Origin of the sequence: Faecalibacterium sp. Marseille-Q0746 (assembly GCF_017377595.1) — a bacterium.
GTDB classification, from domain to species: Bacteria; Bacillota; Clostridia; order Oscillospirales; family Ruminococcaceae; genus Faecalibacterium; species Faecalibacterium duncaniae.
The window spans coordinates 25,505-38,678 of record NZ_JAFREI010000016.1 but is presented as its reverse complement, the minus strand read 5'-3'; the positions used below and the strand labels follow the sequence as shown (position 1 = coordinate 38,678).

The window sequence follows — 13,174 nt, the reverse complement described above, 5'->3', positions numbered from 1 at the left end:
AATTTGGCTGCATATATTTCCGTGCCGCGCGACCTCACGAAAGTCAAATCCAAGGTGGCTTTCAATCTGACCGCACGGCAGCTTATCTGTTTCGGCGCAGCGGCAACCGTAGGTGTGCCGCTGTTTTTCGTCCTGCGGGATACCGCAGGAAATTCCGGCGCAACGCTCGGCATGATGGCGGTGATGCTCCCGATGTTTTTCTTGGCCATGTACCAGAAAAACGGCCAGCCCGCCGAAAAGCTCCTGATGTACTACATCCGGGCGCGCTTCCTGCGCCCGAAAGTACGTCCGTACCAGACCCACAATTACTACGCACTGCTTATGAAGGGAGATGAAGTCCGTGAAACTGTTCCCGAAAAAGAATAAGGACGGCAAAAAGCCGCCCAAGCCTGCCGTTCCTCACACGGCGCAGCAGTCCATCCCGATGCAGAGGATGTTCGAGGATGGAACCTGCCGGGTCCGTTCCGGCTATTATACCCGGACGATTGCTTATCAGGACATCAATTACCAGTTGGCTCAGCAGGAGGACAAGACTGCCATCTTTGAAGAATGGTGCTCTTTCCTCAACTTTTTTGACAGCTCCATCCACTTTGAGCTGTCTTTCGTGAACACGGCCACCGACTCGGAGGATTTCGAGAAATCCATCCGTATTCCGTACCAGCAGGACGGTTTCGATGATGTGCGCGCTGAGTACAGCCAGATGCTTCGGCAGCAGCTTTCCAAAGGCAACAACGGCCTCACCAAAGCAAAATTCCTGACTTATGGCATTGAGGGCGAAAGCATGGCGCAGATCAAGCCCCGGCTGGAGCACATCCAGAACGACCTGATGAACAACTTTCACCGGCTCGGTGTGCAGGCAAAGCCGCTGGACGGCAAGGAGCGCCTGCGGCTCATGCACGGGATGCTGAACATGGATGGTTCCTCGAAGTTTCACTTCGACTGGAAAGACCTCGTGAAAAGCGGCCTGTCCGTAAAGGACACCATCGCACCGACGGCGCTGGCCTTTAAGAACAGCCGCACCTTCCAGATGGGCGGCATCTTCGGGGCGGTCAGTTTCCTGTCCATCACCGCCTCCGACCTGAGTGACCAGCTGCTGAAAGATTTTCTGGACATGGATTCCAGCCAGATCGTCACCATGCACATTCAGAGCGTTGACCAGAACAAGGCCATCAAAACCATCAAGCATACGATCACCGAACTCGATAAATCAAAGATCGAGGAGCAGAAAAAAGCAGTCCGCGCCGGGTACGATATGGACATTCTGCCGTCAGATTTGGCAACCTATGGGCGAGATGCAAAGGCTCTTTTGAAGGAGCTGCAAAGCCAGAATGAGCGTATGTTTCTCGTTACCTTTTTGGTGTTGAACACTGGGCGCACCGAGCAGGAGTTGGAAAACAACGTGTTTCAAGCGGTCAGTATCGCCCAAAAGCATAACTGTGAGCTGTGCCGCCTTGACTTCCAGCAGGAGCAGGGGCTTATGTCCAGCCTGCCGCTGGCCGACTGCCAAATCGAGATCCAGCGCGGCCTGACCACCAGCAGCACAGCCATCTTTGTGCCGTTCACCACGCAGGAGCTTTTCGATGGTGACAAGGAATCTCTGTACTACGGCCTGAATGCGTTATCGAACAATCTGATCATGGTGGATAGAAAAAAGTTGAAGAATCCCAACGGCCTGATTCTCGGCACTCCCGGCTCAGGCAAAAGCTTTGCAGCAAAACGCGAGATCTGCAATGCGTTCCTCGTGACAGACGATGATATTATTATCGCAGACCCGGAAGCCGAATACGCTCCGCTGGTGGAGCGTCTGCACGGACAGGTCATCCATATCAGCCCTGCCAGCACCCAGTACATCAACCCGCTGGACATCAACAGCAATTACAGCGAGGAGGACAATCCGCTGGCATTGAAAGCCGACTTTGTGCTTTCTCTCTGTGAACTGGTGGTGGGTGGCAAGGAGGGCTTGCAGCCTGTAGAAAAGACGGTCATCGACCGCTGCGTCCACACCATCTACCGCAGATATTTTGAGCACCCCATTCCCGAAAATATGCCGTTGCTGGAAGACCTCTACAATGCCCTGCTGACGCAGGAAGAGCCGGAGGCCCACCATGTGGCCGCCGCTCTGGAAATCTACGTCAAAGGTTCGCTAAACATCTTCAATCACCGTACCAATGTGGACATCCACAACCGCATCGTCTGCTTCGACATCAAGCAGCTCGGCAAGCAGCTCAAAAAGTTGGGTATGCTCATCGTGCAGGACGCTGTGTGGGGACGTGTGACCGCCAACCGTGATGCCGGAAAGTCCACGCGATACTATATCGACGAATTTCACCTTCTTCTGAAAGAAGAACAAACCGCAGCCTACAGTATAGAAATTTGGAAGAGATTCCGTAAATGGGGCGGACTGCCCACAGCGATTACGCAAAACGTAGAAGACCTGCTTGCAAGTCCTGAAGTCTCGAACATTTTCGAGAACAGTGACTTTGTGTATATGCTCAATCAGGCCAACGGCGACCGGCAGATCCTCGCCAAGCAGTTGAACATCTCGCCCCACCAGCTCTCCTACGTCACGCACAGTGGTTCCGGCGAGGGCCTGCTGTTCTATGGCAATACCATTTTGCCGTTTGTGGACCACTTCCCGCATGACCTTGAGCTGTACAAAATTATGACCACCAAACTTTCCGAGGTAACGGAGGCGGAAAAGCATGAGTGAAAAGCAGTCGAAGCTGAAACTTGATGAGGACAAGGAGCGCACAGCCATACGCTCCCCGCCGAAAAAATCCAAGGTAGAGCAGTCGCAGCCCCAAAAGCAAAAGCTCAAGCTGGATACTGATAAGGCTGCGGAAAAGGCACAGCACCTGCGTTTTGGAAAGGCGGACATCACCCCGGATGAAGCATCCCGTATGACCAAACAGCAGAAACGTGCCATGTATGCCGCCGCTGCCGCCCGGTCTGCGGTGCATCGGGAGGTTGACCAGTGCGAAGACGACAATGTAGGCACGCAGGCTCTCAACGAAGGAATGAAATCCGAAGAAGCCATTCATGGCTTTTCCAGACCCCGCTATTCCCGGAAGCTCAAGAAAAAAGCCAAGCTGCATGGAAAGAAAGCTCCTGCCGCAAAATCCGCTGCATTCGGACTGAACAAGTCTGAAACAGCCGAGAGCTCTGGCAGAGCAGCCAGCAGTGAGGGTGGCTCCAACTGGTTTTCCCGATGGAGGCAGAAGCGCGACGTTCAGAAGCACTATTATGCTGCGGCTCATTCTGGTAGCACAGCGGCCCAGACTGCGAGCGGGCAGAAAGCGGTATCCAGCGACACATCTACTGTAAAGTCCGGTATGGAGCAGGCCATCGACAGGGGCAAATCGGTGGTCAGCACCGCCGTCAACGGCATTGCAAATTTTGCAAAAGGCAACGCGCACGCACTTGTAGTCGTGGGCGTTTTTCTTTTGCTCTTGATGCTGGTCATGTCGGCTTTCTCGTCCTGCTCCATCCTGTTCAGCGGCACCACGCAGGTCAGCGGCCAGACCATCTACACAGCGGAAGACCGCGACATTCGCGGTGCAGAACAGGACTATAAGAATCTGGAAAAGGAGTTGGAGAAAAAAATCAAGCGAACCCCGCAAGACCACCCCGGCTATGACGAGTATCAGTATCATCTGGACGAGATCACCCACGACCCGTGGCAGCTCACCTCGTTTCTGAGTACGCTGTACGACGACTACACCCGCAGTGAGGTACAAGCAAAACTTAAAGAGATTTTTGCCAAGCAATATAAGCTGACCACATGGGTGGAGGTGCAGACCCGCTACAAAACAGTCGTCATGATAGACCCGCTCACGCTGATGCCCTACACCGTGCAGGTGCCGTATGAGTACAAAATTTTCCATACTCAGCTCGAAAACAAAGGCTTGGAGGTGGTCATCCGGGAAGAGCTAACCGACGATCAGTGGCAGCGGTATCAAATTTTTCAAGATACATTGGGTGGTCGGCCATACCTGTTCAACGGCGGACTACCGCCCGGTGGCTCGGATGGCTCCGGCGAAGCTGGTATTGACTACACCATCTCGGCAGAGGCGTTGACCGACGAGGAATTTTCCAAAATCTATAAGGAGGCGCAAAAGTACGTCGGTACACCTTACGTCTGGGGTGGTTCTACTCCGGAAACCGGTTTCGACTGCTCCGGCTATGTCTGCTGGGTCTACAATCAGGCTGGTTATGACGTCGGACGCACCACCGCCAATGGCCTGTGGAACAAGTGCCAGCACATCAGCGAAGCCGAAGCCAAGCCCGGAGACTTGGTGTTTTTCTCCGGCACTTATGACACCCCCGGAATGAGCCATTGCGGCATCTACCTCGGAAACGGCATGATGGTGTCCGCTGGCGACCCCATCAAATACGCCAACATCCATTCAAGCTACTGGCAAAAATATCTAGCTGGCTTTGGCCGGCTTTCAAAATGATTGGAGGAAAGTATGGGCGAAAGACTCGATAAGCTGCGCGCTTCTCTGGAAAAAGAGAAAGAGCGGCGCATCAAAATCAACAACCGCATCGAAAGTCTGGAGCGGCGGATTCAGGAAGCGGAAGCTGCCGAGGTCAACGAGATGGTGCGCAGTGCGCGTGTCACCCCGGAACAGCTTGCCGCTTTGCTGCGCCAGTCCGCCACCACCACCCCGACTCCGGCTGCGCTGTCTGCGGTCGGTGCTACCTTTAATAATAAGGAGGATTCCAACGATGAAGATGATGAGTAAGGTCTGCACTCTGCTGCTGTCCGCTGTTCTGTGCGTCGGTATGGCCGCACCTGCTTTCGCCTATGGCGGCGATACCGAAGAAGTGGAGCCGCCCGTCCTGACGGCCAGCACGGACGAAGAAGATGCCGTCACGGTCACGGACGAGGACTCCGGCGCGCTGACGCCGGAGGGCAATCTGACGCTGGTAGATGACTACCATACATCCTACTCCGATGGCTCCGGCCAGCAGTTTATCACGCTGGTCAGCAAGTCGGGCAACACGTTCTATCTGGTCATCGACCGGAACAGCAAGGGTGAGAATACCGTCCACTTTATGAATCTGGTGGACGAGTCTGACCTGCTCTCCCTGATGGACGATGAGGATGCCGAAGCCTACACTGCTGAAAAGGAAGCTGCGGCGCAGGCCGAGCTGGAACGCAAGCAGGCGGAGGAAGAAGCCAGAAAGGCCGAAGAAGCCGCAGCATCTGGTGCCGAGCAGCCGAAGGAAAATAAAGTCACGAAGTATGCTGCTACATTCTTAGGTGTGCTGGCTCTGGTCGGACTGGCTGCGGGCGGCGGCATCTACGCCTTTATGAAGCAGAAACAGAAAAAGCAGGCCGAAAAAGAAGCCCTTGACCCCGATGCAGATTACACCGAGGACAAGGGCGATTTCGAGATTCCTGTGGAGGATGATTCGGACGAGGATGCCGCAGAGGACACGCCGGACGAATGATTTTGTAGGCAGTAGTTGACGTCTTACACCGTCAAATTCGATAAAGCGTGATTTTCTTCCAGTTTTCAGGAAAACCCATTGCTCCGAGCAATTCTTCCTCTGAAACGTGCGAAGTAGAATTCAAAAACCCGTCGATTTCGGCAGCAAGAGCACGCTTGAAAACAAGGAATTCTTCCTTGGGCAGTAAGTAACGAAATGCTATCACAACTGCAAACAAATCGTTCTTACCATGCTGATATAGGCTCTGTTCCTTTGTGATTTTCAACTTTGCATGAAGTACGGTATCAGGTATAGCGTCCTTAGAGCGATAAGAAAAAAGTCGTTCATTATGAGCGCAGACATTCCGAAATTTCGTCATCACAGAAAGAAACTGACCTAATTGTTTCTCGTTCACATGAGGAAAGTTTTTGCTCACCTTACTTTGCAAATCAGACTGGAAGAAAAAGTACATTTTAGAGAGTGTTCCAAATGTCAAAGCGTTTACCAGAACCCACAGAGGGACATTATGATAAGTATTACGCTGGTATGCTATGTAGGAGTGCTGCGTGGTCTGTGTCAGCTTTTGCAGATCATTTACTAATCTATCGATTCCTTGCTGGTGTTTTCGAGCATAGTTGTAGTTGGTCTTTGTCAGATAGGCACTCTGGGATTCACCATACTTCTCGGTAAAGTAATATGAGAGCAGCGAACGGATGTGACGCTCAATATGCAGCAGATAATGAAGGAACAACTCTCGCAGTGACTCATCAAATTCATATAGTGCCACGATTTCTCTAAAAGTCGTGCCACCTTTATATGTCTTCTGTGCCGGAATCCGAAACAGATGTTTGTACCCGCTGACAAGAGAATAATATCCGACCTGCTGCAATTTGCTAAGGGTCATTGATTCATTCTCAATTACGATACACTTTTCATCTCGTAATTTCACAAGTTGCTGCTCATATGTTAAAAACGGCTTCGGCATTTTTTATCCTCACATAATCTGTACTCTGCAAAAAAAGGAGGCTCCTATTGCTAGGAACCTCCTTCTAGGCTGTGGGCCTCGCAAGTATCCACAGCACGATCACTGCATATAGTATATGCTTGATTTGCCCAAAAGTCAACTGGTAATCGATAAAGTTACAATTATATTCAAAAAGTCAGGAGTTGATGTTTATTGTCCTACCGTTTAGTAATCACCGAAAAGCCCTCCGTCGCACAGGCTTACGCCAAAGTCCTTGGTGCGACAAACCGGAGCGACGGTTATCTGGAGGGCAGTGGCTACCTCGTCAGTTGGTGCGTCGGCCATCTGGTAGAGCTGGCTCCTCCCAATGTCTACGACGAAAAGTACGTCAAATGGAGCGTAGCCGACCTACCCATCCTGCCGGAAAAATGGCAGTACCTCGTATCCGATTCCACCAAGAAACAGTTCGGCATCCTCAAAAAGCTCATGCACCGTAAGGATGTTGAAAGCCTCATCTGTGCGACCGATGCAGGGTAGTGCGGTTAGGCGACTTAAGAGAGAAAAAAGAGACCTCATCTCGTAAAAAAGTCAATGCGGTCGTCTGCTTCTGTATTGAAATACAGTGGACGACCGCGTTGATCTTTGATGAGCAAGTACTGCCATGCCCCACACAGCGGGCAAAACTGGATGCGCTGCTGTATAATAATCCTTTGGAGTACGCCCAGCTTGTGCTGATTGGTGAGATTGAGCACTATCTCTCACTTGGTTGTGACCACGGTAGAATGGAAGACTAACCTTTAATTAAAATATCCAAAGCAGACAAAACAGCCCTCTACTTGCAGTCGTTGCAAATAGAGGGCTGTTGCTTAGTTAGCAGTTTAGCCTATTATAGTAATCATCTGAAAATACTGATACTGATATTCGTCTTCTAATACCGCTTGCATTTCTTCCATGTATAGCGGGTCTTTCAACAGTTTGGGATGAAATGCTCGCTCTCTCCAGAGTCGGACTCCAATTTCGGGAAAAATATATTCCGTTCCCAGTTGCAAGTCCTTTTCGTTGCAAATAACGTTGTCCTTTTTCATTAAGCTATCAATAATACACTCGGCGGTTGTATTAAACATATCCATCCCGAACAATTTTATTGATGCCACCTTAGACAAATCTCGCTGGATGCCGATTTCAGTAGCTTTTCCGTTCCGATACTGCACAAGAAAGAACAAATCATTATCCATATATCGTCCGGTTATCAAATTAGGATCATCGGTTTCCGCACAACATTCCATTTGCATTGCTTCATCAGAAGAATTCGACCACTGTTTCTTCATTTGTAGAAGAGCATTTTCTAGCTCATCTGATGTCATGCCTAATTTTAATTGTCCAATTCCAATATCTTGCTTATATTGTATATCGAACATCTGTTCACTTCAAGGATAAAAATTTCATTTGAAAAGAGGTGTTAAAAATCAATAACACCTCTTTTGCGCTATATAAATTCCTGAGCGATTTGCTGCATTTCCGTAATGCACTCTTTGGGAGAGAGAATTTTTATTTTCCCTTTGAATTTGAATATCCAGCCATAAAAAGTTCCACTGGGGTTCACTTCAATTTTGGCTGTGAAGTGTGTATCATCATACCTATCAACAGCAGCATCTTCTCCATAATGATCTATGATTACTCTCATCAATTCGTTTTCACATAGAAGGGTTACTTCCTTCGATGACTCCGATGTAAACATATCAACCATTTTATTTGTATAGGAGGCTACATCAAATCCCTCTATCGGCATAAAGCAAGTTTCAAGATTTTCTATGCTTGTTAGACGATCTACACGGAAGTGAGCAATTTTCTGATGCTTCAGAGAAAATCCAATCAAATAGTAATGGTCATTTTTCCATTCAAGCGCATAAGGATTTACGACATAATAATATCCATCATGCTTTAAGATTTTCTTTTTTTCTTGAGTATATTCATAGTATTGGAACCGAATTTGCTGATGGTTTCCAATCGCTGTTTGGATATTGTCAATGATGTAGTAAACCTTTTCATTATGCGGTTTGACACGGCTGGATAAAGCAGCAAATTTTTGAAGCTGCTTTGCCTGATGTAGACTGGTCAGACGGCATAATTTCTGCACCAGCTCCTCAGACTTCTTGGCAGAAATGATCTTCGAGGATGCTACTGCGTCTGTCAGCATTTTCAGTTCTGGATACTCAAACAGGCGGTTTCCCATAAAATATTGGTTTTGGGTACTCTTAACCACCACAATATCAATCCCCGCATCGATCAGCGCATTGGTATCTGCGTAAACAGTCTGCCGCACTGCCTGAATTCCTTTTCCATTCAGATGGGCAATGATGTCAGATACTGTGGCGGGATGGTTTTCATCGGTCCGCTCATAGAGAAACCGGAGTAATTCCAGTATCCGCATATTTGTTGAATTCTGCATACTTCACCTCCTCGATTCTTAAAATGGCCTATTTTGTATGGTGTCCAGCCCCAAAGACCAGAAGCAGGGCGACAGCACAGAGAAGCAGGCCGATCCAATTTCGATCTATAATCAGCTTGATCACCGCCACAAGCAGAAGTCCGCCTACCAGGAGCACAACGCCATTCATTCAGCGTCCTCCCGAAGCATAGTTTCCCATGTTGATGTCCAGCACCCCTCTGGGCGGCTGGATCAAGGCATCTTCATATTGGCACTTCCACTGGATCTCCCGGCACATCTGGCCATCCGCCACGCCGTCTATGGTTTCCCCATCCTCAATGGGGTTATCATGCTCCAGAATATAGGACGCTGCATTATAGGCGTGGTTTACCACCCAGTTGGGGTCCATGCCGTGGAAGTGGTACTGGAGATCCGGCAAAAACAGGGTGCTCATGCCCACCGTGTCGATGAGCATATCCTCCGTGCCCTCGATGTTGAAGAAACGGACATTGACGCCAAAGCGGATGAACCGATCCGGCCCCTCAATCTGATGGGAGCGCACATCCTCTGCCAGAAACAGCTTGCCGCAGTTCTGGAAATAGAACGCCTCACAGGTGGGGTACAGCTCTGCCAGAGCCTCCAGAAAGTCGGCATCCAGGTTGGCACGCTCCAGCGCTGGAAGCGCCGCAGTCAGCATATCGGTGGCCACCACCTGATATTTGCACTCCCGGAAGATCCGGTCACGGTCCTCCTGGCAGTCCCACATCTGGCTCATCAGAAAGGTATCAAAGCCTTTGCCCTTGAACTTGTCGCATTTCATCACCATCAGCTGTACCGGGCACTTGCCGTCCTGAAATTCCGCGACATGATCCAGGGCGGCAAAGCCGGCCATTTTCTTATCATAACAGAAGCACTCTGTTGATCCGATGTGCTTCTCCATTATGGCAGTCATTTTTTCTTTATCCGGCATTTCTACCGGCTCTTTGAACAGCATCTGAATGAGATAGGGACCTCCGGGCTGGGGGCCTTTTTTGTCGTCCAGATTTTGCTGGAAAGCTTTATTGCTCATTTGGTTTCCTCCTTCTTTTCTGGGAACAGTTTCCACCGAAACTCCAGCTCTTTCTGGACAAACTCTTTCGGCAGGCCGCGGGGGTTGGCGATGAGATACCATACCCGAAAGGTGCGCTTCTTCGGATCTGTTTCCTGCCGGTAGAGCTGATAGCCCGCCTCATCCTCCTGTGTCCACTGTCCTGTCTGCCGCTTGGCCTGCACAAAGGGTTCCACCACCTGGTCCAGTTCCTCTTTGGTGCGGCTTGAGGCCCAGGCGTGATCCACATCATTGGCGTGGGAGAGGTGGAACAACATCGAACCCATCCAGTTCTTTGCCTTGCACTCCGGCGTTCCGCGCAATTCTGCCTGACGGCGGTACTCCTCCATCTGCTCCGCCGTTCCGTACTGTTCCACCATCTGCTCATCCACATGGATGCACCAGCTGTAATCCTCTGGCTGGATAAAGGGGGCGCAGACCGGATGTAATGCCTCTGCTGGGTCCGCCTCAAAGCGGTCGATAAAGTCAAGGTAGTGGGCTTTGATCAGGGGCAGAAAGGTGTCCAGCAGCCCGGTGTTCAGCCGCAGATCCTCTGTCAGCATCCGAAAGAATGAACCGCCTGTTGTCGGTTCTATTTTGAAAGAGTAGAGCCGGTCATCTCCCTGCTTTATGATACAGGTGAAGCCCACCTCCACATTTCCATGGCCGATTTCGTAGTCTATGTAGTTGTAGCGCCTCCGGTCAAACCATATCTGATAGGTCAGCCCGTTTTTCATTTTCTTTTTGAAGTCGCCTTTTTTCAGCCGCTTCCAGCCCTTTTCCTCCAGGCCCAAGCCGTTCCACAGGTAGTCCAGAAGCTCCTGAAATATATCTGCCGGGCGTTTTTGCTCCACGGTCTCCACCTCCTGACGAATCCTCTTTAATAATCCAGCAGAATAGGCACCTGCTGCTCCTCGGCAAACCGCATGGCCCGCCAGAACATGGAGAAGGCAAACTTGGCCAGGGATTGAGTGTCATACTGGGTGTGTTCTGGGATGTCTGCCTTGCTGTACTGTCCATCTGCGTCTACGGTTCCGTCTACCGGGTATCCCTCGGTGCCTGCCCAGCCAAGGACGGTGTCCTCATCGGCCTGCCACGCCAGCTGGTTCAGCTTTTCCAGCTCCTTCCGCAGTCCGCCCAAGGTGGCGATAGCGGCGGTGTCATCGGTAGGCAAGGACCCTTGGAACAGAAAGCTGTCAGAAAGAGGGAGCCACCAGGTAGCCCCACGAAACAGGGACCACACCCGCTCCTCATCTGATGCAAGGCGGGCGACCAGAGGATGCTCCCCGAAGATCCAGTCCTTCTCCACGGTGGAAGGCACCGGTTCCTCGTATGTACGACAGGCGGCCACCAGCAGCATAGCGCCGAAGGCATCCCAATCCGGCTTGTCGGTGTAATAAGGTTTCTCATTATCTTCAAGCCAGGGAGCGTAGGGGGGCTGGCCCGGCTGAGAAATGGCGCTCAAGATCTGATCCCGCCAGTTCTCCACCGCCGCCTGGACCTCAGCCGGGGACATTTCTTCCTCGTTATCAGCAGGTTCCCCGTCCGGGGTGATGCGGTTGAAAGAGTATCCGTTTTCCTCCGCCCACTGCTGCACAACAGTTTTCCAGTTGTGAGAATAGTACCGGGTCAGCGTCCCGGCGTAGATGTCAAGTCCCATAGCAATGTCTCCTTTTCTGTTATGCAGTCATTCTTTTGCTGGAGCGAACATCTGGTCAATCTTCTCCAGATCGTATTCCAAAATCCAGTCATGAAATTGATGATAGAGAGGCAATAGCAGCTTCTGTGAGCCGCCCAGCACATCCAGCCCACGGTCATCGTACAAATGGTAGAGGAACGGCCCCGGCCCAGCCAGATAGACGCTGGACACAAAGCCGTTCCAGCCGCCGATGTCCCCCAGAATGATTTCCCGAAGAAGCAGCTCTGGTTGAAAGCTGATCTTGCTGAGATCCCAGTAAAACTGCACTTGTGCATGGGTATCCCCATCTTCATCCTGCTCTGTGGCCGAAAGTTGTTCATCGGGAACTGGGAGGCCCACTCGCTGCCGGATAACGGTCAGCAGGGACTCGGCGGGTTCTTCATCGGGATACCCGTCGATCCGCAGAAGGTCCGGCACCGCCGGAAGTGCCCGATAGATCGCGGCGGCTCGGTCCAGCGCCCCCTGAACATAAGCGGGGTTGGTTTTCAGCTTCGCCGCACGCCTATCCAGATAGATTGGTTCCTCCCCGCCGATCTTAAAACGAATGCCCACCGGTGCATGGTAGAACAGAGGGTGTTCCAGCCCAGCCATGCCCAGATCATGTAAAATGTGTTCAAACCGCTTTGCCAGCATGGTATCCCTCCGTTCTCATGTCATTTCATACAGCAGAGCAGCATCGCCCTGCACCAGTTCCAGATGGGAGCGCAGCGTATTAAGCCCGCTTTGCACCGCCTCGGTGGGCAGATCCCAGTCCGGGGCAATTTCAGCGGCCAGCTCCGGGAGATCCTGCTCCCGCAGAGCTGCCAGCAGTTGAGACGCCAGCTCTCCCTCCAGCAGAGCGCAGTCCAGGGTGTCTTCCGTCTGGGGAGCAGGAAAACGGACATCCAGATCCAGTTCGCTCTCACACCAGTCCCAGATGGCCATATAGACCGCGCCGGAGCAGTCACCGTCGGACAACTCCTGCCGCTGGTTATTTTTTATCAGATAAAAGGACGCGATCTGTGACATGGTGGTTCCTCCTAAATGTTATTCGCTTCCATCAGCCCTTCGGCCTGCAACCGGATCACATAGAAAGCCCGCACCCAGTCCAGTTCCTGCTCCATGGAGTCCTCCAAAGCCAGCAGGCGGCGCTTGCCAAGCCTGCGATCCAGAAGGGCAAAGATACGGACAAGGGGATTCTCGCTGACAAGGCTTTTCTCGATGCTCTGGTTGTCAAAGATCCCAAACGCCTCATAGAACACCTTTTGGTCAAAGGTGCCCTGCTCCAGCGCATAGGCATGAGCCTGATTGATGGCCTCTTTTGCGGAGTCGTGATCTTTCAGCGTGGTGGAGCGCAAGTGATGAAATTTCGTCCACACATTTTCAAAATAGGTGTAGTAGTTGCTCCGCAGCACTTCCACGCCGTCCACACGAATGGCGGCCCGGCCCTCATGGTCGGCGCTTTTGCTGTAACTGGTGGCAAAATACTGGATGTGGCCCCGGAGTGCCGGGCACAGGTAGTCATTCTCCAATTTGTTCCGGATTCCACTCCAAGTGGATACTCTACTGTTTGACATAGGT

General features: G+C 51.4%; 15 protein-coding genes and 1 pseudogene. 7 read left to right on the top strand and 9 right to left on the bottom strand.

Annotated elements, in window-relative coordinates; all coding sequences use genetic code 11:
* Positions 1-3: 3 nt before the first annotated feature.
* The 5 genes from J3351_RS09915 to J3351_RS09895 are packed head-to-tail and all read left to right on the top strand — an operon-like array spanning position 4 to position 5,457.
* Positions 4-366, top strand: a complete 363-nt coding sequence (locus tag J3351_RS09915) for a PrgI family protein (RefSeq protein WP_158403869.1) — start codon at positions 4-6, stop codon at positions 364-366.
* Positions 332-2,710 (top strand): VirB4-like conjugal transfer ATPase, CD1110 family, encoded by a 2,379-nt coding sequence (locus J3351_RS09910; protein ID WP_242699376.1) that lies wholly within the window; start codon positions 332-334, stop codon positions 2,708-2,710. The genes J3351_RS09915 and J3351_RS09910 overlap by 35 nt, the downstream gene beginning before the upstream one ends.
* A complete protein-coding gene (locus J3351_RS09905; protein WP_207697638.1) occupies positions 2,703-4,457 on the top strand; it encodes a C40 family peptidase in 1,755 nt (584 codons plus the stop codon). Before J3351_RS09910 ends, J3351_RS09905 begins: the two co-directional genes overlap by 8 nt.
* A 12-nt stretch (positions 4,458-4,469) precedes the next feature.
* Positions 4,470-4,745, top strand: a complete 276-nt coding sequence (locus J3351_RS09900) for a DUF4315 family protein (protein ID WP_207697637.1) — start codon at positions 4,470-4,472, stop codon at positions 4,743-4,745.
* Entirely contained in the window at positions 4,729-5,457 is a 729-nt protein-coding gene (locus J3351_RS09895) for a DUF4366 domain-containing protein (RefSeq protein ID WP_207697636.1), read from the top strand. Before J3351_RS09900 ends, J3351_RS09895 begins: the two co-directional genes overlap by 17 nt.
* A gap of 31 nt (positions 5,458-5,488) precedes the next feature.
* On the opposite strand, the gene J3351_RS09890 is transcribed toward J3351_RS09895, so the two are convergent.
* Positions 5,489-6,421 (bottom strand): Abi family protein, encoded by a 933-nt coding sequence (locus tag J3351_RS09890; RefSeq protein ID WP_207697635.1) that lies wholly within the window; start codon positions 6,419-6,421, stop codon positions 5,489-5,491.
* 192 nt (positions 6,422-6,613) lie between these two features.
* Between J3351_RS09890 and J3351_RS09885 the strand changes: the two are divergent.
* Positions 6,614-6,934, top strand: a pseudogene (locus J3351_RS09885) (toprim domain-containing protein); the annotation flags it as partial.
* A gap of 77 nt (positions 6,935-7,011) precedes the next feature.
* Positions 7,012-7,194, top strand: a complete 183-nt coding sequence (locus J3351_RS14185; RefSeq protein ID WP_242889553.1) for a DUF6061 family protein — start codon at positions 7,012-7,014, stop codon at positions 7,192-7,194.
* A gap of 84 nt (positions 7,195-7,278) precedes the next feature.
* Here the strand turns inward: J3351_RS14185 and J3351_RS09880 are convergent, their stop codons facing one another.
* The 8 genes from J3351_RS09880 to J3351_RS09845 form a co-directional block, all read right to left on the bottom strand.
* Entirely contained in the window at positions 7,279-7,818 is a 540-nt protein-coding gene (locus tag J3351_RS09880) for a hypothetical protein (RefSeq protein ID WP_097775137.1), read from the bottom strand.
* 68 nt (positions 7,819-7,886) lie between these two features.
* Entirely contained in the window at positions 7,887-8,849 is a 963-nt protein-coding gene (locus tag J3351_RS09875) for a YafY family protein (RefSeq protein ID WP_097775138.1), read from the bottom strand.
* Between the two features lie 169 nt (positions 8,850-9,018).
* Positions 9,019-9,897 carry a DUF4261 domain-containing protein gene (locus J3351_RS09870; RefSeq protein ID WP_097775139.1) on the bottom strand — a complete coding sequence of 293 codons (879 nt, stop codon included), beginning with the start codon at positions 9,895-9,897 and terminating at the stop codon, positions 9,019-9,021.
* Complete coding sequence (locus J3351_RS09865; RefSeq protein ID WP_097775140.1) at positions 9,894-10,769, bottom strand: spondin; 876 nt, start codon at positions 10,767-10,769, stop codon at positions 9,894-9,896. Before J3351_RS09865 ends, J3351_RS09870 begins: the two co-directional genes overlap by 4 nt.
* 26 nt (positions 10,770-10,795) lie before the next feature.
* Positions 10,796-11,575, bottom strand: a complete 780-nt coding sequence (locus tag J3351_RS09860) for a hypothetical protein (protein ID WP_097775141.1) — start codon at positions 11,573-11,575, stop codon at positions 10,796-10,798.
* A gap of 27 nt (positions 11,576-11,602) precedes the next feature.
* Positions 11,603-12,247, bottom strand: a complete 645-nt coding sequence (locus J3351_RS09855; RefSeq protein ID WP_008723402.1) for a DUF3885 domain-containing protein — start codon at positions 12,245-12,247, stop codon at positions 11,603-11,605.
* Between the two features lie 15 nt (positions 12,248-12,262).
* Positions 12,263-12,622, bottom strand: coding sequence for a hypothetical protein (locus J3351_RS09850; protein WP_006059613.1), 360 nt, complete (start codon positions 12,620-12,622; stop codon positions 12,263-12,265).
* Between the two features lie 11 nt (positions 12,623-12,633).
* Positions 12,634-13,170, bottom strand: a complete 537-nt coding sequence (locus J3351_RS09845) for a hypothetical protein (protein WP_006059612.1) — start codon at positions 13,168-13,170, stop codon at positions 12,634-12,636.
* Positions 13,171-13,174: the final 4 nt, after the last annotated feature.

What these genes read in the sequence shown, in the direction of transcription:
- J3351_RS09910 (WP_242699376.1), top strand. Translation starts at nt 332, where the DNA reads ATGAAGTCCGTGAAACTGTTCCCGAAAAAGAATAAGGACGGCAAAAAG.
- J3351_RS09905 (WP_207697638.1), top strand. Translation starts at nt 2,703, where the DNA reads ATGAGTGAAAAGCAGTCGAAGCTGAAACTTGATGAGGACAAGGAGCGC.
- J3351_RS09900 (WP_207697637.1), top strand. Translation starts at nt 4,470, where the DNA reads ATGGGCGAAAGACTCGATAAGCTGCGCGCTTCTCTGGAAAAAGAGAAA.
- J3351_RS09895 (WP_207697636.1), top strand. Translation starts at nt 4,729, where the DNA reads ATGAAGATGATGAGTAAGGTCTGCACTCTGCTGCTGTCCGCTGTTCTG.
- J3351_RS09890 (WP_207697635.1), bottom strand. Translation starts at nt 6,421, where the DNA reads ATGCCGAAGCCGTTTTTAACATATGAGCAGCAACTTGTGAAATTACGA.
- J3351_RS09880 (WP_097775137.1), bottom strand. Translation starts at nt 7,818, where the DNA reads ATGTTCGATATACAATATAAGCAAGATATTGGAATTGGACAATTAAAA.
- J3351_RS09875 (WP_097775138.1), bottom strand. Translation starts at nt 8,849, where the DNA reads ATGCAGAATTCAACAAATATGCGGATACTGGAATTACTCCGGTTTCTC.
- J3351_RS09870 (WP_097775139.1), bottom strand. Translation starts at nt 9,897, where the DNA reads ATGAGCAATAAAGCTTTCCAGCAAAATCTGGACGACAAAAAAGGCCCC.
- J3351_RS09860 (WP_097775141.1), bottom strand. Translation starts at nt 11,575, where the DNA reads ATGGGACTTGACATCTACGCCGGGACGCTGACCCGGTACTATTCTCAC.
- J3351_RS09855 (WP_008723402.1), bottom strand. Translation starts at nt 12,247, where the DNA reads ATGCTGGCAAAGCGGTTTGAACACATTTTACATGATCTGGGCATGGCT.
- J3351_RS09850 (WP_006059613.1), bottom strand. Translation starts at nt 12,622, where the DNA reads ATGTCACAGATCGCGTCCTTTTATCTGATAAAAAATAACCAGCGGCAG.
- J3351_RS09845 (WP_006059612.1), bottom strand. Translation starts at nt 13,170, where the DNA reads ATGTCAAACAGTAGAGTATCCACTTGGAGTGGAATCCGGAACAAATTG.